Source organism: Actinophytocola sp. NPDC049390 (assembly GCF_044466355.1).
Classification (GTDB): Bacteria; Actinomycetota; Actinomycetes; order Mycobacteriales; family Pseudonocardiaceae; genus Actinophytocola.
On the sequence record NZ_JBITMQ010000015.1, the window covers coordinates 203,230 to 227,358 of the forward strand.

Genomic DNA, 24,129 nt, shown 5'->3' on the forward strand with positions numbered 1-24,129 from the left:
CACCCAATCATCCTATGTTTGCCTACAATACTCGATGTGTCCGTGAGAACAGAGCCCGCCCAGCGGCGAGTCGCGACCCGAGTCGGCGGTGGTGTGCTGCTCGGGGTCGCCGTCGTCCTCGCCGCGTTGAACCTGCGGCCCGCCGTGACCAGCGTCGGCCCGCTGCTCGACCGGGCGCAGGCCGACCTGGGCGCGTCGGCCACCTGGGCGGGGCTGCTGACCACGCTGCCCGGGGTGTGCTTCGCCGTCGCCGGGCTGGCCGCACCCGCCCTGGCCCGCCGGGTCGGCATCGGCCCGGCGGTCGCGTACGCGCTGGGCGTCCTCGGGGTCGGGCTCGTGGTCCGGGTGCTCGACGGGCCGCTAGTCGTGCTCGGCGGCACGCTCGTCGCGAGCGCGGGCATCGCGCTCGCCAACGTGCTGATCCCCGTGGTGGTCAAGGACTCCTTCCCCGCCAGGGTCGGCATGATGACCGGCGTCTACACCGCGGCGCTGCAGGCGGGCGGCGCACTCGGCTCGGCCGCCGTGCCGCCGATGGACGACCTGCTCGGCGGATGGCGCGCCGCGTGGGCGGGCTGGGCGGTGCTCGCGGCCGTCGCGCTGGTGGTCTGGGTGCTCGCCGTCCGCGGGCGGGTGGCCCGCGACGGCGGCGCCCCGCACCGGGAACGCGGCCGCTCGCTCCTGCGCAACCGGCTCGCGTGGACGGTGACGATCTTCTTCGGGCTGCAGGCGTTCATCGCCTACATCGTCATGGGCTGGTTCCCGCTGGTGCTGATGGACGCCGGGGTCAGCAGGGGCACCGCCGGTCTGCTGCAGGGCATGATCTCGCTGCTGGCCGTGCCGATCAGCCTGGTCGTCCCGGCGATCGCCGCGCGGCAGGGCAGCCAGACGTGGTGGATCGTCGGGCACAGCGTGGTCGGCGTGGCGGGCTTCGTCGGCATGATCGTCGCGCCGTCGGCCGCGCCGGTGCTGTGGTCGGTGTTCGTGGGCATCGGGATGGCCGTGTTCTCGCTGGCGCTGACCACCATCGCGCTGCGTGCCCGCAGCGGCCAGGACACCGCCTCGCTGTCGGCCATGGCCCAGGGCTACGGCTACCTGATCGCCGCGCCGGGCCCGCTGGTGTTCGGCCTGCTGCACGACGTGACCGCGGGCTGGACGGTGCCGCTGCTCGTGGTGACCGTGGTCCTGATCGGGCAGGCGGTCGCGGGCGGTCTCGCCGGCCGGAACCGGTTCGTGTGACGACCGTGGCCGACGGGAGTGTCCCGCCGGCCACGGCCCGAGGAGAGCGCGGACGCTGTTCCGTGACAGGGGTAGAAGGAAGCGCCCGCATGGCCTCGGTTGTCGTCACACGGGCAGCAGTTCGCCGAGCCGGTCCAGCGTGTACACCCGCGACCCGTCGGGCAGGCCGTCGGGTGCCTCGACGCCGACGAACGTCACCGGCTCGGCAGGCACCCGCCCGTCCCACACCGCCACGTCGTACCGCGTGCGCATGCGGTCGACGAGGTAGGACATGGTCAGGTACCGCCGCTCGACCAGTGCCCGCACCCGGTCCGCCGTGCTGAAGGAGTTCTCCTCCACCCGGTTGAACGCGGGCCGCCCCGACAGGTACAGGTGCAGCCACACGGCCTCCCACCCGTCCGCCCTCGTGGCGAACACCACCGGCAGCGCCACCCGGCCCCGTCCGCGCATCTGCGAACGCGACCGCACGGTCCTCGGGTCGAACGGCGCGCCCCGCTGGTCGCGCTCGCGGGACTGGAACCCGAACATCGACTCGGCGACCTCGTCGAACGACTCGCCGGAGTAGATGTTGACCTGCGGCACCACGTACCCGCCGACCGACAGGGGCACGTCGATGAACTCGGTCGCACCGTCGCGCGCGTCGGTGACGTCACCGGAGTGCACCGCCCCGTCGTGGTGGTAGTTCGTCCACGACACCTGACCGGCCGTGCGGAACCGCTCGTCGAGCAGCAGCACGGACAGGTCGTAGTCGGTGCTCCGCGCGGTCTGCCGCCAGTAGGTGAAGAACCGCAGCAGCTCACCGGACACCCGTGCCCGCGAACCCCTCGGCAGCACCGCGAACCCGCCCTCGGCCGCCTTGCCCGACAGGGGCAGGGCGACGTCGAGCACGTCCGGGTCCACCAGCAGCGGCCGCTCGAACACCGGCAGCCGGTCCGCGATCGCCGCGTCGAGACGTGCCGACAGCTCGGCCACCAGCCCGGCCGGCAGCGGCGGCCGCGTGTCCGGCCCGACGTGCGCACGCCGCGAACGGCCCACGTACATCCGGCACGGCGCGGGCGCGGTCCGGTTGGCGACGTGCTCACGCAGGGAGCACAGCACCCGCCCCGACGCCGAACCGAGCGCACCGGTGACCGCGTCGACCACGGTGTCCCGCTCCGCCGCCGACGCGAGCCGCAGCAGCCGGTCCGCGGACCGCAGCAGCAGACCGGGCGACGCCGACAGCGTGGTCGCGGCGACCTCGATCGCCCCGGCCCGGATCGCCGCCTCGGCCCGGCCGGCGAGGTTGCGCACCGTGCGCTCCCCGCGTGCCACCGCGAACACGTCCTGCGCGTGCGGCCACCGGCCGTACTCGTGCGGGTGCAGCCGCTCACCGAGCCGCTTCCACCGCTCGGCGTGCCGGGCGACGTCACCGAGCCTGCCCGGGTTCGCCGCCACCACGTCGTTCAGCGCGGCCAGCATGAGGCGCCGCTCCTTGCGGGCGAACGCGCGGAACCGCGTCGGCGTCGCGAGCGAGACGTCCCCGCCGGAGGCCTGGCACGCCAGGCGCAGCACGTCGGTCGTGGTGTCCATCGCGACCAGCGGCATGCCGAGGACGAGCCGGACCTCGTTGACCACGGCACGGTTCTCCCGCACCGGGATCGCGGTGGGCTGCTCGCCCTCGGCGCACCCGAGCGCCAGGTCGGCCAGCACCGCGAGGTCGGCCGCACCGAGCGGCGTCGACCGGCCGGCCAGCGACAGGTACAGCCGCGTCGCCTCCACCCCCACGGTGTCCCCGAGGTGCAGCACGGTCAGCCGGTCCCCCGCGGCCGCGACGAACTCGTCGTGCGCGGCGAGCAGGTCGGCGTAGGTGTGCCGGTAGGTGCCGTAGCCGGGCAGGCTCAGCAGGTCGGCGCCGGGCACCAGGGCACGCAGCTGTGCGTCGGAGGCCACGGCGCCGTCCGCGAGGACGGCGGCCCGCAGCCGCTCGGCCCAGAACTCGACGGTGTCGGGCACGTCGTGCGGGAACCCGACGAAGTAGGCGTTGTGGCGCACGTGGTCGCCGACCAGCTCACGGACCGCGCCCACGACCGTGGACGCGAGGTCCATCGCGGGCCCGGCGGCGAGCCCGCCGACGTGCGCGAGCAGCGCCCGCGACGCGGCGAACCCGACGTCGAGCAGCGCGGCGTCCAGCTGCCGCGCCACCGCCGTGCCGTCGCCCGCCGCTCCCGTGCTCGCGGGCACGCGCAGGGTCTTCTGGATGATCAGCTCCTCGAACACGGGGCCTCCTTTCGTGTCGTTGGTGTCCACAGTGGAGCAGACAGTCGCGCGTCCTGGTGTCGATCCAGGGAACCCGGGGCTATGAATCCCAGGTGGCAACCGTGCCACGCGCGTTGGGGTGGCCGACCGGACTCGCACCGGCTTCGACCGGGTCCACAACCCGGCGCCTCGACTACTTCGGCTTCGACCACAGCGGAGGATGCAGGATTCGAACCTGCGCGACGCTCGCGCGCCGACCATCGTTTTCGAGACGAGTGCCATTACCGGGCTCGGCCAATCCTCCAGGGGTGGGGCCGCCGGGGACTCGAACCCCGAACCTGTCGATTAAGGAGTAGAAGGAAGCGCCCCCATGCCCGCGTGCGCGGAGAGCGGAGGTGCTGTACAAGTCGACTGCTCTGCCAGTTGAGCTAGCGGCCCCAAGTCAGACAAACGTACCCCCAGCCGGATTCGAACCGGCGCCCGTCGGCTTCGGAAGCCGCCGCTCTCTCCGCTGAGCTACAGGGGTGTGGTGGAGGGTGGAGTCGAACCACCTCTTGTCGTGCGACACCCGGTTTACAGCCGGGCCGGGCTCCGCAGCCCAGCTCCACCATTCGCCCGCGATTTCCGCGGGCGTAATGTCTGCGCCACTGTGCAGTTGTCAATGAACAATTGTTTTCGCGCACGGCGAAATAAAGAAAGCCGCCCGGTCGGATTCCCGACGGACGGCTCCCTGGCGTGACATCACCACGTCACGGTGGGGAGCCTGGCTCGTGCGAGTGCCGATATGACCGGCACTCGGCGACGGACGCGACACCATTGCGGCGCCGCGTCGGCTCCTTGTGCATTCGGTCGTTCATCATTCACTCCTGTTCGATCCGGCGCGACAATCATGACCTGCCACCGGGACAACGTCAACCATTTTTGGCGAAAAGAACACGGGCGTGGATTCGCTCGTTCGCCGGTGCCGCGCGCGCGGCGGTTCGGCGACAATGGCAGGTATGGGCTCCCCGACGGTCGGCGTGGAGGAGGAGTACATCGTCGTCGACGAGGACACGCACCGGCCGGTGCCCCACGGCGGCGCCGCCGTCGCAGAGCTGTCCGATGTGGACTTCCAGCGGGAGTTCTCGCCCGCGCAGGCGGAGTTCGTCTCCCCGGTCTGCGCCGGCCTCGACGACGTGCGGCGGGAGCTGCTGCGCGGTCGGCGCACGCTGGCCGCGGCCGCACGCGGGCACCGGGCGTTGCTCGTCGCCACCGGCAGCCCACCGCTGGGGCGGCCCGGCCCGCCGCCGGTCACGGGCGAACCGAGGTACCGGCGGATGGTCGAGGCGTACGGCGAGGTCGCCGACGACCAGGGCATGTGCGGCTGCCACGTGCACGTCGGCGTGCCGGACGTCGAGCACGCGGTGCAGGCGAGCAACCACCTGCGGCCGTGGCTGCCCGCGCTGCTGCTGCTGGGTGCCAACTCGCCGTTCTTCGACGGCCGCGACACCGGCCACGCCAGCTGGCGCACCACCGTCTGGGGCCGGTGGCCGGTCACCGGCGTGCCGCCGCACTTCCGGTCCGCCGAGGAGTACGAGGCGCTGGTGACGCGGCTCGTCGCGGCCGGGGTGATCCTCGACGCGGGAATGGTCTACTGGTCCGTCCGGCCGTCCCGGCACGTGCCGACCGTGGAGGTCCGGGTCTCGGACGTGCCGATGACGGTCGCCGAGACCGTGCTGCAGGCGGCGCTGGTCCGCGCGCTCGTCACCACCGCCCTCGAAGCGCGGCGGCCGGTGCCCCGCATGCCGGACGAGGTGTTGCGCGCGGCGTGTGCCCGCGCGGCGCTCGCCGGGCCGGACGGGCGCTGCCTCGACCCGCTGACCGGCCGCGCGGTCGTCGGCTGGGCGCTGGTGGACGCGTTGTTCACCCACGTGCGTCCGGCGCTCGACGCGCTCGGCGACCTGGACGTGGTGACGCAGTCCCTGTCGTGGGTGCGGTCGCACGGCTGCGGCGCCACCCGGCAGCGCGCGGCACTGCGCGCGCACGGTGACCTCCACGCGGTGGTCAGAGCGCTCGCCGCCGCGACCACCGAAGCGTGAGTCACTCCGGTCGCGCGGGCACCACCGCGACCGGGCACGCCGCGTGGTAGAGCAGGTGCTGGCTGGTCGAGCCGAGCATCAGCCCGCGGAACCCGCCGCGGCCCCGGCTGCCGACCACGACCAGCCGCGCGCCTTCCGCGCGCCGCAGCAGCGCACGAGTCGCCCGGTCCCGCACGACCTCGCGGGTGACCACGACGTCGGGGTACTGCTCCTGCCAGCCCGCCAACCGCTCGCCGAGCACCCCGTGCGCCTCCTCGGCCAGCCTGGTGACGTCGAGCATCGCGGGCTCCCCGGCGAACGCGACCTCCAGCAGCAGGTCGGACCACACGTGGACGGCGACCAGTTCGGCGTCGCGGGCGGACGCCTCGGCGAACGCGAACGCGATCGCCGCCTCGCTGGCGGGCGTCCCGTCCACACCGACCACGACGGGCCCGTCCCGACCGGGTTCGCGGACCACCACGATCGGGCACGCGGCCCTCGTGACCAGCGTGACGGCGGTCGACCCGATGAGCAGCCCGGTGAAACCGCCGAGCCCACGGCTGCCGAGCACGAGAACGGCCGCGTCCCTCGCCTCCCGTTCCAGCGCGGGCACGGTGGGCGCCTGCACGCCGACGGTCTCGACGGTCAGCCCCGGCGCGGCCTCCTCGGCCACCTCCTGGGCACGAACGAGCCACTCCTTTCCTTGCGCGAGAAGGACATCGTGCAGCATCTTGACGTCGACGAAGCCCTGCGGGTATCCGGTCGGGATCTGGTAGGCGTGCACGATGCGGAGCAGGGTCTCCCGGCGCCGGGCCTCGTCCGCCGCCCAGCGCACCGCATCGAGCGCGGACTCGGAACCGTCGACGCCGACCACGACGGGCGGCACGGCCATTGGTTTCCTCCCAGGGTGTCGGTGGTCTCCGGCCACGATGCCACCGGGCCCGCCGTCCCGCCACCGCGCCGGACCCGCCCCACCGGTGCGGTCCGACCGGTTAGGGTGGCGGGAAGCCGTCCGACCACATGGGGGTAGCCGAGCCGTGCCGACAGGTGACCATCTGGGGAGGCTGCACGACGCCATCGAGGACTCGGACTTCGCCTGGACGCTGTGCCTGATCGGCGAGGACCAGTCACACAAGCTGGCGGTGCTCGCCGGTGACCTGGGGCGACGCAAGTCGAGCACCGGCGAGGGCAAGCAGATCACGTCCGGTTTCGCGTACTGGGGCATCGCCCCGACGATCGCGTGGGCGCACGCGTGCACCGACCCGTTCTACCCGGTGATGCAGCAGAGCATCGAGTCGTTCGCGCTGCGGTGGGCGCAGGTGCGGGCGCAGCTCGCGGAGACCCCGTTCCACTACGTCAGCCTCGGCGTCGGCACCGGGCACAAGGACCGCTCCATCCTGCACGACCTGCTGAGCGCGAACCCGGGCCTGCTGTACTCGCCGGTGGACCTGTCGGCGGAGATGCTGCGGTTCGGCATGCGTGAGTCGCTGAAGGGCGTCGACCTGTCCCGTCGGCAGGTCGTGCCCGTCCAGCTCGACTTCGCGGTCGACGCGAACCTCGCCGAGTACCGGCGGCTGCTGCACCGGCTGGTCGGCGACGAGCCGATCCTGTACTCGCTGCTCGGCAACACGATGGCCAACTTCGACGACGACATCGACCTGCTGGGCAAGCTGACCTGGCTGCTGCGCCCGCAGGACCGGTTCCTGCTCGAGGTGGCGACCACCGCGTCCCTCGACGAGGACCTCGCCGACCACGCCGCCGAGGAGTACCGCAGCAGCCGCGCGTACAAGGAGTTCGTGACCAGCGCGCTGCAGCACTACACCGACCTCACCATCGACATGGACAACGTGCACTTCCGCGGCTCCGTCGAGGCCGACCGCGCGCTGCGGGTCAAGGTGATCTACCAGAACGCGACCGGCGGCGTGCAGCGGATCATGCTGCCGGACCGCAACATCGTCCGCTTCGACGACGGCGACACCATCCGCCTGTACCTCACCAGGAAGTACGCGAACGCCGCCGTCGACGACATGCTGGAGACGGTCGGGATGACCAAGGTGCTCAGCACCCACTCCGGGTTCGCCTCGCACCGCTCCCCCGGCGGGTTCGGCATCGACCTGATGCTGCTGTCGGCGGGCCGGGCCCTGCCCGCGCAGCGGTCCAGCCGCGCCGACGAGATCTGGTCCAGCTTCAACCGATGACCAGGCTCGTCATCACGGCCCTCACGTTCGGGGCGCTGGCCGTCGCGGCGGGCCTGGGCATCGCGTGGCTCGTGGTGTCGCCGGCCGACCAGCGCTGGGAGCCCGCGGTGAACACGCTCGCGCTGCTCGCGGGCATCACCGGCATCTTCGCCGAGCGGTGGGCGGCCGAACGGGAACGCCGCCTGCAGGCGGTCGAGTCGATCCGGGCCGAGCTGGCGCACGACGTCGAGGTGCTCGACGACGACGCGTTCACCCGGGACCCGGACGCGTACCGGCGGCGGCGGGTGTATCCGAGGCTCGTGGTGTCCGCGGTGGACTCCGCGTTCGCGTCGGGTGCGTTGTCGCGGCGGCGGGACGGGGAGCTGATCAGGATGCTGCACGCCTGGCGGGACACGGTGAACACGGTCAACCGGCGGCTCGACCTCACCGAGTCGCTGACGTTCGCGACCGCGTCGATGGACGAGGTCGAGGCGTTCAACCGGGCTTTGCAGCGGTCGGACGGGTATCTGACCGGGGCGCGGGCCCTGCTCACGGAACTGCAGTCCTATCTGGACACCACGTGGAAGGCTCGCTGAGCTGCTTGGGCGTGCCTTCCGAGGGCTCGCCGGAGGCGGCCTCACGATTCGGGCTTGTTGTGGTTTGGCCAGGATGGGGTGCCCTCCGGGGGGGTCCTCGCCGGACTGGCAGATCTCGGGGAGGGGCCTTCCGAGTTGGTCTCGGGGTTCTTTGGCGAGGATGGGTCTGCCTGCCCTCCCGTCGACCTCCCTCCGGGCTATCACACCGGGTCAAGGGGCCGGTGTTTCGGGCACGGGGTGCTTTCGGCTGGCCCCTTGACCCGGTGTGATCGGGCTTCGCCAGGTCGACGGGAGGGCAGGCAGGCCGCCTTTCTGGGCTAGAGCCCCGCTCGTGCACGGAGCTGGGGCTCCTTCGCGGCGGTGCAGTGCACCTGGTGGATGAGCGGTGGGGGCGGGCGGTTCTCGGTGCGGCGCCCTGGCCCTGGGCGCCGCACCGAACTCCTGTCCCGGGCGCGGAACCGGGGCAGGCGTCACCACGTCACGCGGTGGCGCACGTGGTGCCGTTCACGGTGAACCCCGTGGGGGCGGTGTTGGCGCCGGTGTAGGTGCCGTTGAAGCCGATCCCGATCGAGGTGTTCGGGGCTATCGTCTGGTTCCACGACAGGTTCGTCGCGGTGATCTGCTGGCCCGTCTGTGACCAGTTGGCGCTCCAGCCGGGCGGCGTGAGCTGCTGGCCGGACGGGAACGTGAACGTCAGCGTCCACCCGTTGATCGCGGTCGTGCCGGTGTTCGAGATGGTCACCGTCGCCGTGAAACCGCCGCCGCCGCCCCAGTTCGAGGCGTTGTAGCCGACCACGCAGCCGCCTGACTGTCCGTCCGTCGTCGTGAACGTCGTTGTCGCCGACGCGGGCGACAGGTTGCCCGCGCCGTCCCGCGCGCGCACGTACACCTCGTACCGCGTGCTCGGGGTGAGGCCCGTCAGCGTCGCGGCGTTCGTCGTGGTCTGTGCCAGTGTCGTGCCGTCGGCTCGGTACACGGTGTAGCCCGCCAGGTTGCTGCCGCCCGTGTCCGTCGACGCTGTCCACGACAGCGACGCGCTCGTCGCCGTCACCGCCGACGTGGCCGGGGCGCCCGGGGTGGTCGGTGGGGTGGTGTCCGGGGTGGTACCGCCTGCGAGCGCGTCGTGGACCGCTGTGTACGCGGGCTTGACCTGGAAGTTCTCGTCCACCAGCAACGCCGCGCCCTCGCCGGGGAACGTGCTCGGCACCCACGAGTACTTGTCCGTGTAACCCCACGTCGTGATGCCCACGCACCTCGCGACCGCCAGGCACGCGTTCGTGACGTTGCGGTAGTAGGTCGCCTGTGTGGCGAGCTTCGTCGCGTCCGCGGGTAGTTGCATGCGGACGTCCAGCTCGGTGATCGCGACGTCCAGGCCGAGGTCCGCGAACCGTTGCAGGTTCTGCTGCATCTGGCTCGGGAACCCGTACTGGATCGCCAGGTGCGCCTGGAAACCTACGCCGTCGATCGGGACGCCGTCCGCCAGCAGCGACTGCACCAGACGGTACATACCGTCGCTCTTGGCGCCGATGCCGTCGGTGTTGTAGTCGTTGATGTACAGCTTCACGTCCGGGTCGGCGGCGCGGGCCGCGCGGAACGCGTCGGCGATGTAGCTGGGGCCGAGTTTCTGCAGCCAGAACGAGTTGCGCAGCGAGCCGTCCTCGTTCAGCGGCTCGTTCACCACGTCCCACGCGTACAGGTCGCCGCGGTAGTGGGTGACCACGTTCTCGATGTGGTTCCGCACCGCGGTGCGCATGGCCGTGGCGTCCAGGTTCTGCACCCAGCCCGGGGTTTGGTTGTGCCACAACAGGGTGTGGCCGCGGACGGTCTGGCCGTTCTGCTGCGCCAGCGCCACGATCTCGTCGCCGCGGGCGTAGTTGAACTGGCCGGGCTGCGGTTCGGTCGTGTCCCACTTCATCGCGTTGCCCGGGGTCAGCTGGCTGAACTCGGCGGCGATGTGCGGGCGGTAGGCGGTGTCGGTGATCTCGTTGTTGTCGACGGCGTCGCCGAAGTACTTGCCGTGCGCGGCGGCGTGTTCCTTCAGCGGGCCGGACGCCTGTGCGGGTGTGACCGCGACCAGCGTGCCCGCCACGGCGGCGAGCAGGCTGGTCGCGGCCGCGAGTGTCTTCCTCACGTCAGCTCCCGGTGGTGCAGGGGTTGTTGTTCACGGTGAATCCGGCCGGGGACGGGTTGGTCCCGCTCCACGACCCGTTGAACCCGATCCGCACCGACCCGCCCGGTGCGATCGCGCCGTTGTAACCGAGGTTGACCGCCGTGACGTCGGCGCCGGTCTGCGCCCACGTCGCGCCCCACCCACTGGTGACGCGCTGTCCGGCGGCGAACGAGAACGCCAGCCGCCAACTGCTCAGCGGAGTCGTGCTCGTGTTGGCGATCGTCACCGATCCGGTGAAACCGCCAGGCCACTGGTTGACCCCGTAGGTGACCTTGCACGTACCGGTGGGCTCCGGATCGGGGTCGGGATCCGGGTCCGGGTCGGTCGTGCCGGTCCGGTCGGCGTAGAGGATGCCGCGGCCGTTGGTGCCCAGGTAGACGCGGCCGTACACACGGGGGTCGCCGGTGATCGCGTCCCCGGCGTTGCCGTACTGGTGCTGGTCGTCGTTGATGCGGACCCACGCGGCGCCGTTGTCGTCGGACCGGTACACGCCAGTGACGCCGTCGATCGTCGCCATGGCGAACAGGGCCGGGTTCGTCCGGCCCGGTGCTGCCTTGCCGAACCCGACACCGACCGCCTTGGACACCGTGGACAGCGTGGTGAAGCTCGCGCCCGAGTCGGTCGAGTGGTACAGGCCGGTGTCGCCCGCGAGCCAGATGTCGCCTTCCCTGCCGGGCAACGCCTTGAACTTCGCCGTGCTGGGCAGGCCGCTGGCCGCGGTCTGCGTGAACGTGGCGCCGCCGTTGGTGCTGACGTAGAACCGGCCGCCGAAGAACCCGTAGAACTTGCTCGCGTTCACCCGGTCGGACTCCACCACGGCCTCCGTCGGCAGGCCCTGTGCCTGCGTCCACGAGCTGCCGAAGCCGACCGAGTAGTGCACGGGCTGTCCCTTGGGCGCCCACACGAACCGGCTGCCGTCGGCGGCCGCCGCGACCGTACCGCCCTCGTTGACGCCACCCGGTTCGGTGCCCTGGAACCAGTTCGCGCCGCCGTCGGTCGAGAACGCGACGTGGCTGTCGTTCGGCCGGTCGGCGTCGGTGAAGTTGCCCGCACGCACCATCACGCTCGGGTTGTTCTCCGCGTAGTCGAGGCTGGTCGTCGACGTGAACACCGGCTGGGTGAACATCTTCGACGGCACGGCGGCGAGACTGTCGTGCCGGAAGCCGCCGATGTCACCGAGCCCCGAGACCAGCGGCGCGCCGGTCGGCGGGCTGATCAGGTCCAGGACCGCGGTCTCCTCCAGTCCCGCCGCCATCGGCCGGATCGTGAACTGGGTGCCGTTGTCCCAGTTGGTCAGGTTGGTGGTGCCGTAGATGGTGGCGCCGGTGCCGTACATCATGCGGTTGGAGTTGAACGGGTCGATCTCCAGCGACTCGGTCATCCAGCCCAGTTTCGGCGTCACCTCGGGTGGTTGCGGGTTCGTGCCGAAGTCCAGCCACGGTGCCGACGAGGTGTCCATCGTGTACCGGAAGCTACGGTTGGGGTACGACGTCCAGTCCCAGATCCTGGTCCACGTGGCGCCGCCGTCCGTGCTGCGGAAGAAGATGACGTCCGGCCACCACGAGATCTGCGTGGCCACCATGATCGTGCCCGGGTTCTGCCGGTCGATCGTCAGTCCGCTGTAGCCGAAGTAGCTGTCGCTGCTGCTGGACGGGATGGGGCTGATCCGCGTCCACGCACCGTTCGTCGTGCCGTACTTCCACACGTCGCCCTTCGCGCCGTCGTACGGGCCGCCGGTGTCGCTCGTCGCGATGTACAGCTGGTGGTTCACCGGGTCGAGGACACCCTTGTGCGCCAGGTATCCGGTGGGCTGGCCAGCGATCCGTTCCCAGCTGGTGCCGCCGTCGGTGGACCGGTAGACGGTGTTCTCCTTGTCGGCGACGCCGACGTAGATGCCCTGCGTGGTGTTGCCCGCGGTGCCGGTCGACTTGTCGAACGTCACCCACACGACACCCGGCCGGTGCGACAGGTAACCGTTGGGGTCACTGGGGTCCTGCGCGTAGTTGCCGACGTTGGGGAAGTTCGCGACCTTGGCCCACGTGACGCCGTGGTCGGTGCTGCGCCACAGCCCGTTGCCGTCCGGGGCGCCGAAGTAGACGGTGCTGTTGCGGTTCGGGTCGACCGCGAGCCGCTCCCCCATGCCGCGACCCGGCATGTTGCCGCCGAGCTTGAACGGCAGCGCCGTCGCCTGCCAGGTCGCGCCCTTGTCGGCCGACCGCAGGATGGCGCCGTTGTTGGGGTCCCAGCTGTTGGTGTACATGCCGACCGCCGCGTACACCCGGTTCGTCTCGACGGGATCGGTGGCGAGGCTGTGCACGCCGTTCCAGCCCCACCTGTCCCAGCCGACCCAGTCCAGCAGCGGGACCCAGCGGCCGGTGGACTCGTGCCACCGGTACGCGCCGCCGATGTCGGTGCGCGCGTAGATCAGGTCGCGTTCGGTCTGGTTGAAGACGATCGACGGCACGAACCCGCCGCCCGCGATCTCCACGTTGCGCCAGTTGTAGGGCTCGGCGGGCGCGGCCGCCGCGGTCGGCCCGGCGGCCGCGCCGGTGACCGCGACAGAAGCGGCCACCAGCGCCCCGGCCAGTAGATGTGCCAGTTTCACCCGCATGTGCCGTCAGTCCTCACGCGACCGTGCACGCCGTGCCGTTGACGGTGAAGGCCGACGGTCTGGCGTTGGTGCCGGTGTAGCTCGCGTTGAAGCCGATCCCGGTGGCCGACGCGCCCGCGGCGATCAGCCGGTTGTGGTCGGCGTTGGTGGCCGTGACCGTCGCGCCGGACTGGGTCCAGGTGGCGCTCCAGCCGTTCGTGACGCGCTGGTCGCCCGCGAACGTGAACGACAGCGTCCACCCGTTGAGCGCCGCCGTCCCGGTGTTCGCGATCGACAGCGACGCGGTGAAGCCCGTGCCCCAGTCGTTCACGGCGTACGTGACCCGGCAGGAGGTCTCCGGTTCCGGGTCCGGATCCGGGTTGCCGCCGCCGTCCGGCGCGATGAGGTACGGGTCCAGGTAGGCCTGTTTGGTGGTGTTGACCGTGGTCCAGTCGTCGTTGAGGATCCCGCCCGTGTCGCCGGAGTTCGGGTTCCACGACCAGAACGTGAAGCTGATCGCGTCCGTGCCGGTGCCGAGGTAGGCCATCAGCGTCCGCAGCCACGTCTGGTCACGCGGGTCGGCGAGGGTGGTGCCGAACTCACCGAGCAGCACCGGTGCCACGTTGTTCTTGAACAGGTAGCCCCAGTTCTTGTCCCAGATCGCCGCCATGTTGTTCGGGAACGCCGGGTCGGAGAACCAGTCCTGTGGGAAGACCGAGGTCGCGTAGTCGTGTGCGGAGTAGACGAGCCGGTTCGCGACGTTGAGCCGCACCGGTGCGGTCGCCGCGCCCTGCAGGTTGCCGCCCCACCAGTAGCCGTCGCCGTTGTACTCGCTGACGCCCTCGACGACGATCAGCCAGTTCGGGTTCACCGCCAGGATCGCGTTGCCCGCCCGTTCGGCGGCGAGGCGCCAGTCGGTGGCCTGGTCGCCGCTCCCCCAGTTCGCGCCACCACCGCCCTGGATGCCGTGCGGTTCGTTGTGCAGGTCGGCGCCGATCACCGTGGTGTTGCCGAGGTAGCGCTGCGCGAGCATGCGCCAGTCGCTGATCCACCGGCTCTCCGGATAGGCGCTGGTGTACCAGAGCGCGGACTGCGCGCCGGAGTCCGGCCGGTGCCGGTCCAGCAGCACCTTCATGCCGATCTGCCCGGCGTAGTCGATGATCCGGTCCATGATCTGCAGGCCGGACAGCCCCTGCAGGTCGGGATTGAGGTCGTAGCGGATGCTGGTCGGCGTGGAGCCGGCGTCGAAGAGCTGGCTGGAGAACGGGAGCCGCAGCGTGTTGTACTTCAGGCTCTTCATCTGGTCGAGCATGTCCTTGTAGCCGCGGGACCACAGGCCGTGCGGCGCGTAGTTCGCCGTCTCCAGACCGAACCAGTTGATGCCGGTCATCCGTACCGGCTGGTTGTTCGAGTCGAGCAGCTGCCTGCCGTTGGTGTGCCAGTAGCCCGCGCCGGCCGCCGAGGCGGGTGCGGTGTGGACCAACGGCACGAGCAAGGCCAGTAACAGTGCGGGGACCAGGGTGAACGCGACGTTGCGTCGTCTCATGGCAGGGGTGTCCTCAGGGTGCGCGGGGACCGGGTGCCGCCCTTCGCTGGGAGAAGGGCGGCACCCGGGGTGTGTCACAGCGGCGGGTAGGCGTTCCGCATCAGTTCCTGGAACTGGGCGGAGAACCAGTGCCCGGACAGCGGTGCGTCGCCGAGCGCGCCGGACATGTTGTTGTTGTTGCGCGGGTTGCCGGTGTACGTCGGGTCGCACATCCGGTCGAAGCCCTTGCCCTCGTCGTTCGGGATCTCCTCGCTGGCACCGTCGGACTCACCCGGCGGCTTGATCCAGACGTAGGCGTCGATGCCCGGCTCCGGGGCCGCCGTCGGCCGCTCACCCAGCCCGGCACCGGACTGGTTGCACCAGTTGCCGAGGTGGATGCGGCGGTCGATCCGCGACTCGTCCATGAACGTGACCGGATCGGTCGACGTGCTCGCCTGCGTCGGCCGGGCCGCGCCGCCCCAGCCGTTGCGCGAGGTGTCGATCAGCATGCCCACCCCGGAGTCGAAGCACTGGGAGTCGGCCTCCTGACGGAACGCCTGCGCGTAGCCCAGCTCGTCGACGTACCGGTTCCAGTCGACCCAGCCGCCCGCGACCTCACGCAGTGGACGACCGCCCACCACCGTGTTCGCGGTGAAGAACGGCTCCTTGAGCGCGGAGTAGTTGGCGGTGTTGGCGATGAACCCGTGCACGTTCGACGGGGTGGCGCCGGACGCGTTCGCGGCCTGGCACATGATCTGCACCGTGGCGTTGAAGTTGTCGTCCCAGCCGAGCCAGCCGTGGTGGCCCGCGTCGACGTAGTTGTAGACGTTGGGCACCGCGCCGAGCTCGGCCAGCGCGTAGCCGACGCCGTTGACGTAGTTGCCGTTGGCCTTCATCGTGTCGCACATCGGGACGGCCGTCGGCCGCGGCGACACGTTGGTGATCAGGTTCGGCAGCGAGTCGATCTCGATGACCGTGACGATCCGCAGGTCGGCGTACTCCGGCCGGGCGAGGATCGCCGCGATCGGGTCGATGTACTCGCTCTTGTACCTGGGCAGTTCGGTCGCACCCAGCTCACCGTTGGACGCGAGTGCCGAGCAGTCGCGGCCGGGCAGGTTGTAGATCACCAACTGGATCACCAGCGGTTCACCCGCGGCCTGCCGCACCGCCTCGTCCAGGTGTGCGACGAGTCCCCTGCCGGTGGCCGTGCCGTTGATGGCCGCGATGCGGTCCAGCCACACACCGGTCGGCTGGTTCGCGATCCGGCTGCCACCCGATTCGGCGGCGGCCCGGGCCGACCAGTCCGGGTTCACGTACACCTTCGCGCCGACGTAGGGGTTGTCGACGCGGTCACCCGGGTCCGGATCGGGATCCGGGTCGGGGTCGGGGTCCGTCGTGCCGGTGCACGTGGTGCCGTTCAGCGAGAAGGACGTCGGGGCGGCGTTCGTGCCCGAGTAGGTGCCGTTGAACCCGATCTCGGTCGAGCCGCCGGTCGCGAGGTTCGCGTTCCAACTCAGGTTGGTGGCGGTGACCTGCTGGCCGGACTGCGACCAGTTGGCGCTCCAGCCGGGGGCGGTGACCTGCTGGTTGCCCGCGTAGGCGAACCCCAGGGTCCACCCGCTGAGCGCGTCACCGAGGTTGTTGATGCGGACCGTGGCGGTGAAGCCACCGCCCCAGTCGTTCACGGTGTAGTCGACACGACAGCCCACCGCCGCACTGGCGGACGGGGCACTGAGGGTTATGAGGGACGTCAACATCGCCGCCACAGCCGCCAGACTGGCGGCCGCACGCCTCCGCGTCCCGATCGTGGGTCTGAATCTCATCCGGATCCTCCGCTCAACGCCGAGCGATTTTCTGGGAGCGCTCCCAGTTTTTTGGAGTCTAGCTGTGTTAACGGGGTGTGTACAGAGGCTCACTCTTGATGAACTGTTCAGTTGCCTGTTCAGGGCTTTCCGTGCTGAACGCGCTTACGGACGACCGTGACAGCCGCATGCGCGCGCCAACGGAGGCACGTTGCCGCACGTTTCGACTGGGAGCGCTCCCAAGATCATCGGCGTCGAGAGGCCCGCTCGACGCGTACCAATCCACCGGACGGCGGGCACCGAACCACGGTCGTGATGGTGAATCGGGAGGTTCTCGGGAGGTGGGCCGACCACGGGCTCGATCGCTCCGTCGTCGGCGGGTACACGCGCTTCGGGCTCGCGGTACGACGGCGGTTGCCCGGATGGCCCGCCGATCCCGCGCCCGGCGCGCTCGCCGGCAGGACCGTGGTCGTGACCGGTGCGAGCTCCGGGCTCGGGGTGGCCACGGCCGCCGCGTTCGCCCGGCTCGGCGCCGCCGTGCACCTCGTCGTGCGGGACCTCGCCAAGGGGCGGCGGGTGGCCGACGACATCGGCGGGGACGTGCGCCTGTCGCGGTGTGACGTGTCCGATGTGGACGACGTGCGACGCTTCACGGAGAGCGCCGGGGCCGTCGACGTGCTCGTGCACAACGCGGGGGTGCTACCCGCCTCGCGCAGGACGACACCGCAGGGTCACGAGATCGCGCTCGCCACCCACGTGCTCGGGCCGTTGCTGATGACCGAGCTGCTCCAGCCGCTCGAGCGCGTGATCTTCGTGTCCTCCGGCGGGATGTACGCCCAGAAGCTGCCGCTCGACGACCCCGGGTACACCCGGGGCGAGTACCGCGGGGCCGCCGCCTACGCGCGCACCAAACGGATCCAGGTCGCGCTCGTCCCGCTGCTCGCGCGGCGCTGGCCCGGCACGACCGTCACCGCCATGCATCCCGGGTGGGCCGACACGCCCGGGGTGGCCGGGTCGCTGCCCGGGTTCCACCGGTTGACGAAACCGTTCCTGCGGGACGCCGACCAGGGCGCCGACACCACCGTGTGGCTCGGCGCGACCCGGCCCGCGCCCGCCTCCGGGTTGTTCTGGCACGACCGGCGGCCCCGGAGCCCACACCTCGTGCCGTGGACCCGGCACTCCGACGCCGACAGCCAGGCCATGCTCGACTGGTGCGCCACCGCGGTCGGCCTCACGCCGTGAGCTAGCGGCTGTGCGTCGCCGTGCTGCGGTAGTCCGTGTACGTGTACGGGTTGTCGAGCACCTTGGTCTCCGGGATGTCCGGGTTCATGCCCTGCCGCCACGCGTCCTCGCCCATCGCGCCGCGCAGGTGGTCCACTGTGGACTCCACGGCCCTGCGGGCCGCGGCGAGGTCGATGCCGACGAGCTTGTTGTCCTTCTTCACCACGCGGCCGTTGACCAGCACGGTGTGCACGTCGCCGCGCTGCGCCTGGAACGCCACGTGGCCGTACGGGTTCAGCAGCGGGAACGACACCGGTGAGTCGTCGTTCTTGATCAGGACCACGTCCGCCTTCCGGCCCGGTTCGAGGCGGCCGAGGTCGGACCTGCCCAGGGCGTGGGCGCCGCCGCGCGTCGCCCACTCCACGACCTGGTCGGCACGGAGGGTGCAGTGGGTGACCGTCTCGTTCTGGGCGTGTGCCGCGAGGTGTTCGCGGGAGCGGTCGGCGCCGAGCGTCGTGCGCATCGCGGAGAACAGGTCACCGCTCCACCACACGCTCGTGTCCATGGACAGCGAGACCGGGATGCCGTGCGCGCGGATCGCCCACGTGGGCGGGTAGCCCTGGCCCGCGCTCTGTTCGCTCTCGGTCGACACGGAGACCGAGCCGCCGGTGGCCGCGATGCGGTGGTAGGAGTCGGCGCGGAGCGACGCGGCGTGGACGTAGACGGTCCGGTCGGTCATGAAGCCGTGTTCGTGCATGAGGCGGATGCCGTCGTCGCTGGTCGCGCCCCAGACACCGGCGTGCGTGGTGACGGCGACCCCCAGCTCCCGCGCCACCTCGAACGCCGCCTTCTCCGGGAACGCCGGGTCGCCCGTCACGTCGAACGCCATCTGGAAGCCCAGGAGGTCGTCGCCGGTGATGCGGCGGCGCACGAAGTCGCGGAACTCCGGTGTGCCCGACCACTGCGCGGGAGGCTGCTGGATGTTGCCGTACGCCAGGACGTGCCTGCCCGGGATCGCTTCGAGGGCGTCGACCGCGGCGTCGGCGTGGTCGACGGTCCGCAGGCCGTGCGACCAGTCGACGACCGTCGTCACCCCGGCGTCGAGCGCCTCGATCGCCGCGAGGGTGTTGCCCGCGTGGACGTCCTCGGGGCGGAAGAGCTTGCCGTGGTCGAGGTAGTACCAGACGAAGTACTGCGTCAGCGTCCAGTCGGCGCCGTAGCCGCGCATCGCGGTCTGCCACATGTGCCGGTGGGTGTCGATCATGCCGGGCATCACGATGCCGTCGGTCGCGTCGATCTCCAGCGCGCCGTCGGGCGCGACCAGGTTCCCGCCGACCGCCGCGACACGGTCGCCGACCACCAGCACGTCCGTGTCCGTCAGCACCGAGCGGGTCTCGTCCATCGGCAGCACGGTGCCGCCGCGCAGGAGCACGGCGCTGTACTCGTTCATCGGGGACTCCCTTGTCGGACACATGTCCGTATGGCGGCTGGTTGTGGGGGTTACTCTGATCCCGCATCGCATGGGAAGTCAATGCCCGTCACCGTGAGGAGCCGCCATGCCGCGCGAAGGCGCCGGACCGGACTTCATCGAGGCGCTCGCGCGCGGGCTCGAGGTCATCACCGCGTTCGAGCCGGGCAGGCCCGCGATGACCCTGGCCGAGGTCGCCGCGGCGACGAGGCTCGCACGGCCGACGGCGCGCCGGATCCTGCTCACGCTCAGTGAGCTGGGTTATGTGCGCGCGGAGGGGCCGGGGTTCACGCTGACGCCGAGGGTGCTGGACCTGGGGGTCGCGTACGTGCGGTCGCAGGGGCTGTGGGACATCGCGCGGCCGCACATGGAGGCGCTGTCGGCGGCGACGGGCGAGTCGTGTTCGGTCGCGCAGCTCGACGGGTCGGACATCGTGTACGTGGCACGGGTGGCGGTGCCGAAGATCGTGGCGCTGGCGGTGCAGATCGGCACGCGGTTCCCGGCGCTGCCGACGTCGCTGGGGAAGGTGCTGCTGGCCGCGCTCGACCCGGCCGAGGTCGACGCGGTGCTGGCCGAGCCGACGCGGTCGGGGCTGACGCCGCGCTGGCAGCCCGACCGGGTGGAGCGGGACGCGGTGCTGAGGGAGGTGCGGGCGCGCGGGTGGGCGCTGACCGACCAGCAGCTCGCGCTGGGCATCCGCTCGGTCGCGGCGCCGCTGCGGGACGGCGGCGGCCGGGTCGTCGGAGCGCTCAACGTGAACACGCACGCGGCGGAGACGTCGGTGGACCACCTGCTGGGGCACCACCTGCCGCTGCTGCTGACGGCGGCGGGCGAGATCAGCGCCGACTTCGCACGCGTCGCGGCAGTCCCGGCGACGTCGGCGACGCCCTGAGGTTGACAGCGGGCGGGCATCCGGCCGAGGATGCGGACAGTTGTCCGCGATACGGACGGAGGCTTATGGACGGGCCCCTTGACGGGGTGTTGGTCGCCGACTTCTCCCGGATCCTCGCCGGGCCCTACGCCACGATGCTGATGGCGGACATGGGTGCCGAGGTGATCAAGGTCGAGGGACCGGGAGGCGACGACACCCGCACCTGGATGCCACCCGTGCGGGACGGCGTGTCGACCTACTACCTCGGCATCAACCGGGGAAAGCGGTCGATCGCGCTCGACCTGCGCGACGAGGGTGACGCCCAGGCGGCGCGGGAGCTGGCCAGCCGGGCGGACGTCCTGATCGAGAACTTCAAGCCCGGCGGGATGGCGCGGTTCGGGCTCGGCTACGACGACGTCCGCGCGACCAACCCCGGCGTCGTCTACGCCTCGATCACCGGGTTCGGGTCCGGCGACGGCGCCCACGTCCCCGGCTACGACCTGATGGTCCAGGCGATCTCCGGGCTGATGAGCCTCACCGGTGACCCCGGCGGCCCGCCCTACCGCGCGGGCATCTCCGTGTTCGACGTGATGGCGGGCAACCACGCCGTCATCGGCATCCTCGCGGCCCTGCGACACCGGGACGCCACCGGAGAAGGCCAGCAGGTCGAGGTCAACCTCCTCTCCTCCGCGCTCACCGGCCTGGTCAACCACAGCTCGGCGTACGTCGCGGGTGACGTCGTGCCCTACCGGATGGGCAACGCGCACCCCAGCGTCTTCCCCTACGAGCCGCTGCCCACCGCGGACAACGACCTGATCGTCTCCGCCGCCAACGACGGGCAGTTCCGGAAGCTGTGCGAGGTGCTCGGCATCCCCGGCGTCGCCGACGACCCGCGCTTCGCCCGCAACGCCGACCGCACCGCCAACCGGGAGGAGCTGCGGCCGCTGCTGGTCGAACGGCTCGCCACGAAGGGCGCGGTCGAGTGGTTCGACCTGCTCGTCGCCGCGGGGGTGCCGTGCGGGCCGATCAACACGATCGACGGCGGGTTCGCGATGGCCGAGCGGTTCGGGCTGGACCCGGTCGTCACGGTCGGCGAGGGCGACCGTGCGGTGCCGACCACGCGGCACCCGATCCGGTTCTCGGCCACCCCGGCCGGCTACGCGCTGCCGCCGCCGGAGCTGGACGAGCACGGCGACGAGATCCGGAAGTGGCTGGGAGAACGGCATGGCTGAGTACCCGACCGCGCTCGGCGCGTCCACCCGCGACACGATCACGCTCCTCGGTCACGACCTCGCCCGCGACGTCATGGGCGAGGTCGGTTTCGGGGAGCTGGCGTTCTGGCTCGCCACCCAGCGCCGCCCGTCGAAGGGTGAGACGCGGGTGTTCGAGGCCGTGCTGGCCGCACTCGCCGACCACGGGTTCACGCCCACCGCGATCACGGCACGGCTGACGTACCTGTCCGCGCCCGACTCCGTGCAGGGTGCGCTCGCGGCCGGGCTGCTCGGCGGCGGGTCACGGTTCCTGGGCGTCACCGAGGACTGCGGGCGGTTCCTGCACGCGCGACTCGACGGGCGTCAGCTTCCCGCCGACGACGACGGCTGGGATGCCATCGCGCTGGAAGTCGTTGCAGCGCAACGGGAAGCGAAGCGGTTCATCCCCGGGCTCGGACACCACGTGCACAAGGACGGCGACCCGCGCACACCCCGCCTGTTCCAGATCGCCCACGAGGAGAACCTCGAAGGCCCGCACCTGAAGCTGTTCGCCGCCATCGGACGGGTGCACCCCCGGGTACTCGGAAAGACGTTGCCGCTCAACGGAGCCGGCGTGTGCGGCGCCGCGCTCGCCGACCTCGGGCTGCCGATGGAACTGTTGCGGGGCTTCGCGTTGCTGGCGCGGACCGCCGGGCTCATCGGTCATCTCGCCGAGGAACTCCGCAACCCCGTCGCCAACGAGATCTTCCTTTCCGTCGACCTCAACAACGTGTCGGTACCGCCAGGAGGAACCCATGGCTGAGCTGGTCGCGGTCATCGCGTCCACACACCACCCGTTCTACTACCGTGCCAGCACCGCCACCGGCGAGGACCGGCCGCCGTTCGCCGACGAGTGGGTCCGCAAGGTCGAGGCGTTCCGGGAGACGCTCACGAAGGCACGGCCGGACGTGTTGGTGATGGTCGGCTCGGACCACTTCCACCAGCTGTGGCTGGACAACATGCCGCAGTTCCTCGTCGGCAAGGCCCCGTTCTACGACGCCAACTGGTACAACGAGGAACGCGAGTTCGGCCTGCCGCGCATGGTGGTGAAGGGCCAGGAGGACCTGTCGTCGTACGTGCTGCGCGAGGGTCTCGACGCGGGCTTCGACCTCGCGTTCTCCAACGAGCTGCGGATCGACCACTCGATCACCTGCCCGATCATCACGTTGCGGCCCCAGAACGACCTGCCGATCGTGCCGATCTACACCAACATCTTCGCGCCGCCGCTGCCGCAGCCGAAACGGTTCGTCCAACTGGGCCGGACGATCCGGCAGCTCGTCGAGTCCTGGCCGTCGGACCAGCGGGTCGCGGTGATCGGGACCGGCCACCTGTCGCTGGAGCTGGGCGGTCCGCGCCAGTTCGGGCCGCACGGACCGGACCCCGAGTTCGACCGCAAGGCCGTCGAGTGGATCTCGACCGGCGACATCGAGGGCTGCTGCGCCGACGTCACACTCGACTCGCTGCACCTGCCGGGCAACGCCACGCACGGGTTCATGGACTTCATGCTGATGATGGGTGTCGCGGGCGAGGGTCAGAAGGCCGACTACGTGGACACCTACGACCTGTTCCACACGATGGAGGCCTACTTCACGTGGTACCCGAAGGGAGCGCCGGCGTGAGCAAGTACCTGTTGAACAAGTTCCTGTTCACCGTCGACCGCGACCCGGCGCTGGTCGAGCGGTACCGCGACGATCCACAGGGGACGGTCGAGTGGTGGGAGGCCAACGAGGCCAACCGGATCCTCTCCTGCCACACCGGCGAGGCGTCGACGTGGTTGACGTTCGCCGACGACGAGCGCACCGCACTGTCCACTCACGACTACCCGAAGCTGTTCGAGCTGGGCGCGCACCCGTTCCTCACGCTCACGCTGTACATCGCGATGTTCGAGCGGGACAACTCCGAACCGCTGGAGTTCCAGAAGGAGTACGGGCGCAGGCTCGCGCACATGTCGCTGCCCTACCCGGACATCACGACATGAGCTGGGCGCTGTCGCTGCACTCCCCCGGAGCGCCGCCGAAGCTGGTCGAGTGGGCACCGCCGGCGGCCGGTCCCGGCGAGGTGCTGGTCGAGGTCACGGCGGCACCGATCACCCCGCTCGACCTCCTGTGCGCGTCGGGCACCTCGTACTTCGGTGTGCCCGCGACCCCGTACGTGCCGGGCGTGCAGGGCGTCGGCACGGTCGGCGGTCGCGCGGTGTGGTTCCCCACCACCGCGGGCATGAAGCCGGGTGACGGGTCGATGGCGTCGGTGGTCGCGGTGCCGGAGGCCGACATCGTGGCGTTGCCGGACGACGCGGACCCGGTGCTGGTGGCGGCGCTCGGGCTGTCGGCGGTGGCCGCGCACATGGCGTTGACGTGGCGCGGTGAGCTGGCCGAGGGCGAACAGGTGATCGTGCTCGGCGCGGGTGGCGTCGTCGGTCAGGTGGGTGTGCGGCTCGCGCGGGCCGCCGGTGCGCGCCGGGTGGTGGCGGCCGCGCGGTCGGCGACCGGCCGGGCGCGGGCCGGGGCCGCTGGTGCGGACGCGGTGGTCGCGCTCGACACGGACGACGTCGACGAACTCGCCGCGCGGTTCGCGTCCGCTGTCGACGGCCCGGCGGACCTCGTGCTGGACCCGGTGTTCGGGGTGCCCGCGGCCGCGGCGGCACGGGCGCTGAGAACCGGCGGGCGGCTGGTGAACCTCGGCGGGCTGGCCGGTGAGACGAGCCCGATCACGTCGTCGATGCTGCGCGGCACGTCGTTGCGGATCATGGGGTACTCGAACAATGAACTGACCGCCGGGCAACGCGCGGAGGCGGTCGGCATGGTCGCGGCGCGGGTCGCGGACGGCACGCTCACGGTCGCCCACGAGACGGTGCCGCCCGCGCACGCACCGGGGGCGTGGACCCGGTGCGCCGCGGGCGGGACGGACCTGCGGACGGTGGTCGTGCCGTAG

18 protein-coding genes and 5 tRNA genes are annotated in these 24,129 nt (G+C 71.1%); 11 read left to right on the forward strand and 12 right to left on the reverse strand.

The genetic code is table 11. The features are described from left to right. The first annotated feature begins 36 nt into the window (after positions 1 to 36). Positions 37 to 1,236 carry a CynX/NimT family MFS transporter gene (locus tag ACIBVP_RS35635; protein WP_396110863.1) on the forward strand — a complete coding sequence of 400 codons (1,200 nt, stop codon included), beginning with the start codon at positions 37 to 39 and terminating at the stop codon, positions 1,234 to 1,236. Positions 1,237 to 1,341: 105 nt separating this feature from the next. Here ACIBVP_RS35635 and ACIBVP_RS35640 read toward each other — a convergent pair whose 3' ends face one another. From ACIBVP_RS35640 to ACIBVP_RS35665, 6 genes are all read right to left on the reverse strand, one after another. After that, a complete protein-coding gene (locus ACIBVP_RS35640; RefSeq protein ID WP_396110865.1) occupies positions 1,342 to 3,492 on the reverse strand; it encodes a hypothetical protein in 2,151 nt (716 codons plus the stop codon). A 114-nt stretch (positions 3,493 to 3,606) separates the two neighbouring features. Further along, positions 3,607 to 3,683: transfer RNA gene (locus tag ACIBVP_RS35645), tRNA-His, on the reverse strand. A gap of 2 nt (positions 3,684 to 3,685) precedes the next feature. Then, positions 3,686 to 3,775, reverse strand: a tRNA-Ser gene (locus ACIBVP_RS35650). Positions 3,776 to 3,780: 5 nt separating this feature from the next. After that, a tRNA-OTHER gene (locus ACIBVP_RS35655) sits at positions 3,781 to 3,910 on the reverse strand. A gap of 14 nt (positions 3,911 to 3,924) precedes the next feature. Next, positions 3,925 to 3,997: transfer RNA gene (locus ACIBVP_RS35660), tRNA-Arg, on the reverse strand. Position 3,998: 1 nt separating this feature from the next. Continuing rightward, positions 3,999 to 4,080: transfer RNA gene (locus ACIBVP_RS35665), tRNA-Tyr, on the reverse strand. Positions 4,081 to 4,469: 389 nt separating this feature from the next. Here ACIBVP_RS35665 and ACIBVP_RS35670 point away from each other — a divergent pair. Then, entirely contained in the window at positions 4,470 to 5,549 is a 1,080-nt protein-coding gene (locus tag ACIBVP_RS35670; protein ID WP_396110866.1) for a glutamate--cysteine ligase, read from the forward strand. Between the two features lies 1 nt (position 5,550). Here the strand turns inward: ACIBVP_RS35670 and ACIBVP_RS35675 are convergent, their stop codons facing one another. Next, positions 5,551 to 6,420: a universal stress protein gene (locus ACIBVP_RS35675; protein ID WP_396110867.1), complete on the reverse strand. Its 870-nt coding sequence runs from the start codon at positions 6,418 to 6,420 to the stop codon at positions 5,551 to 5,553. 145 nt (positions 6,421 to 6,565) lie between these two features. On the opposite strand from ACIBVP_RS35675, the gene ACIBVP_RS35680 reads away from it, so the two are divergent. Together ACIBVP_RS35680 and ACIBVP_RS35685 are read left to right on the forward strand one after the other, a co-directional pair. Next, positions 6,566 to 7,726: an L-histidine N(alpha)-methyltransferase gene (locus ACIBVP_RS35680; RefSeq protein WP_396110868.1), complete on the forward strand. Its 1,161-nt coding sequence runs from the start codon at positions 6,566 to 6,568 to the stop codon at positions 7,724 to 7,726. Further along, a complete protein-coding gene (locus tag ACIBVP_RS35685; RefSeq protein ID WP_396110870.1) occupies positions 7,723 to 8,301 on the forward strand; it encodes a hypothetical protein in 579 nt (192 codons plus the stop codon). Before ACIBVP_RS35680 ends, ACIBVP_RS35685 begins: the two co-directional genes overlap by 4 nt. A 478-nt stretch (positions 8,302 to 8,779) precedes the next feature. On the opposite strand, the gene ACIBVP_RS35690 is transcribed toward ACIBVP_RS35685, so the two are convergent. The 4 genes from ACIBVP_RS35690 to ACIBVP_RS35705 all read right to left on the reverse strand — a co-directional run bounded on the left by ACIBVP_RS35690 (position 8,780) and on the right by ACIBVP_RS35705 (position 16,409). After that, entirely contained in the window at positions 8,780 to 10,432 is a 1,653-nt protein-coding gene (locus ACIBVP_RS35690) for an endo-1,4-beta-xylanase (RefSeq protein WP_396110871.1), read from the reverse strand. Between the two features lies 1 nt (position 10,433). Continuing rightward, positions 10,434 to 13,082: a cellulose binding domain-containing protein gene (locus ACIBVP_RS35695; protein WP_396110872.1), complete on the reverse strand. Its 2,649-nt coding sequence runs from the start codon at positions 13,080 to 13,082 to the stop codon at positions 10,434 to 10,436. Between the two features lie 13 nt (positions 13,083 to 13,095). Continuing rightward, positions 13,096 to 14,607, reverse strand: coding sequence for a cellulase family glycosylhydrolase (locus ACIBVP_RS35700; protein ID WP_396110873.1), 1,512 nt, complete (start codon positions 14,605 to 14,607; stop codon positions 13,096 to 13,098). Positions 14,608 to 14,681: 74 nt separating this feature from the next. Continuing rightward, on the reverse strand, positions 14,682 to 16,409 hold the full coding sequence (locus tag ACIBVP_RS35705) for a glycoside hydrolase family 6 protein (RefSeq protein WP_396110874.1): 1,728 nt from the start codon (positions 16,407 to 16,409) through the stop codon (positions 14,682 to 14,684). Between the two features lie 297 nt (positions 16,410 to 16,706). Between ACIBVP_RS35705 and ACIBVP_RS35710 the strand changes: the two genes are divergently transcribed. Further along, the gene (locus tag ACIBVP_RS35710; protein ID WP_396110875.1) at positions 16,707 to 17,630 is read left to right on the forward strand and encodes an SDR family NAD(P)-dependent oxidoreductase; all 924 of its coding nucleotides are present in this window, start codon (positions 16,707 to 16,709) and stop codon (positions 17,628 to 17,630) included. A 1-nt stretch (position 17,631) separates the two neighbouring features. Here the strand turns inward: ACIBVP_RS35710 and ACIBVP_RS35715 are convergent, their stop codons facing one another. Then, positions 17,632 to 19,059: an amidohydrolase family protein gene (locus ACIBVP_RS35715; protein ID WP_396110876.1), complete on the reverse strand. Its 1,428-nt coding sequence runs from the start codon at positions 19,057 to 19,059 to the stop codon at positions 17,632 to 17,634. Between the two features lie 106 nt (positions 19,060 to 19,165). Between ACIBVP_RS35715 and ACIBVP_RS35720 the strand changes: the two genes are divergently transcribed. From ACIBVP_RS35720 to ACIBVP_RS35745, 6 genes are all read left to right on the forward strand, one after another. After that, complete coding sequence (locus ACIBVP_RS35720; RefSeq protein WP_396110877.1) at positions 19,166 to 19,969, forward strand: IclR family transcriptional regulator C-terminal domain-containing protein; 804 nt, start codon at positions 19,166 to 19,168, stop codon at positions 19,967 to 19,969. Positions 19,970 to 20,034: 65 nt separating this feature from the next. Continuing rightward, complete coding sequence (locus tag ACIBVP_RS35725) at positions 20,035 to 21,180, forward strand: CaiB/BaiF CoA transferase family protein (RefSeq protein WP_396110878.1); 1,146 nt, start codon at positions 20,035 to 20,037, stop codon at positions 21,178 to 21,180. Beyond that, a complete protein-coding gene (locus tag ACIBVP_RS35730) occupies positions 21,173 to 21,961 on the forward strand; it encodes a citryl-CoA lyase (protein WP_396110879.1) in 789 nt (262 codons plus the stop codon). The genes ACIBVP_RS35725 and ACIBVP_RS35730 overlap by 8 nt, the downstream gene beginning before the upstream one ends. Further along, positions 21,954 to 22,817 (forward strand): extradiol ring-cleavage dioxygenase, encoded by an 864-nt coding sequence (locus ACIBVP_RS35735; protein WP_396110880.1) that lies wholly within the window; start codon positions 21,954 to 21,956, stop codon positions 22,815 to 22,817. Before ACIBVP_RS35730 ends, ACIBVP_RS35735 begins: the two co-directional genes overlap by 8 nt. Further along, positions 22,814 to 23,176 carry a hypothetical protein gene (locus tag ACIBVP_RS35740; protein ID WP_396110881.1) on the forward strand — a complete coding sequence of 121 codons (363 nt, stop codon included), beginning with the start codon at positions 22,814 to 22,816 and terminating at the stop codon, positions 23,174 to 23,176. The genes ACIBVP_RS35735 and ACIBVP_RS35740 overlap by 4 nt, the downstream gene beginning before the upstream one ends. Then, the gene (locus tag ACIBVP_RS35745; protein WP_396110882.1) at positions 23,173 to 24,129 is read left to right on the forward strand and encodes a zinc-binding dehydrogenase; all 957 of its coding nucleotides are present in this window, start codon (positions 23,173 to 23,175) and stop codon (positions 24,127 to 24,129) included. Before ACIBVP_RS35740 ends, ACIBVP_RS35745 begins: the two co-directional genes overlap by 4 nt.

Excerpts from the sequence above, each read along its gene's own strand:
- ACIBVP_RS35670 (WP_396110866.1), top strand. The coding sequence starts at position 4,470 with ATGGGCTCCCCGACGGTCGGCGTGGAGGAGGAGTACATCGTCGTCGAC.
- ACIBVP_RS35675 (WP_396110867.1), bottom strand. The coding sequence starts at position 6,420 with ATGGCCGTGCCGCCCGTCGTGGTCGGCGTCGACGGTTCCGAGTCCGCG.
- ACIBVP_RS35685 (WP_396110870.1), top strand. The coding sequence starts at position 7,723 with ATGACCAGGCTCGTCATCACGGCCCTCACGTTCGGGGCGCTGGCCGTC.
- ACIBVP_RS35695 (WP_396110872.1), bottom strand. The coding sequence starts at position 13,082 with ATGCGGGTGAAACTGGCACATCTACTGGCCGGGGCGCTGGTGGCCGCT.
- ACIBVP_RS35700 (WP_396110873.1), bottom strand. The coding sequence starts at position 14,607 with ATGAGACGACGCAACGTCGCGTTCACCCTGGTCCCCGCACTGTTACTG.
- ACIBVP_RS35705 (WP_396110874.1), bottom strand. The coding sequence starts at position 16,409 with ATGAGATTCAGACCCACGATCGGGACGCGGAGGCGTGCGGCCGCCAGT.
- ACIBVP_RS35715 (WP_396110876.1), bottom strand. The coding sequence starts at position 19,059 with ATGAACGAGTACAGCGCCGTGCTCCTGCGCGGCGGCACCGTGCTGCCG.
- ACIBVP_RS35720 (WP_396110877.1), top strand. The coding sequence starts at position 19,166 with ATGCCGCGCGAAGGCGCCGGACCGGACTTCATCGAGGCGCTCGCGCGC.
- ACIBVP_RS35725 (WP_396110878.1), top strand. The coding sequence starts at position 20,035 with ATGGACGGGCCCCTTGACGGGGTGTTGGTCGCCGACTTCTCCCGGATC.
- ACIBVP_RS35730 (WP_396110879.1), top strand. The coding sequence starts at position 21,173 with ATGGCTGAGTACCCGACCGCGCTCGGCGCGTCCACCCGCGACACGATC.
- ACIBVP_RS35735 (WP_396110880.1), top strand. The coding sequence starts at position 21,954 with ATGGCTGAGCTGGTCGCGGTCATCGCGTCCACACACCACCCGTTCTAC.
- ACIBVP_RS35745 (WP_396110882.1), top strand. The coding sequence starts at position 23,173 with ATGAGCTGGGCGCTGTCGCTGCACTCCCCCGGAGCGCCGCCGAAGCTG.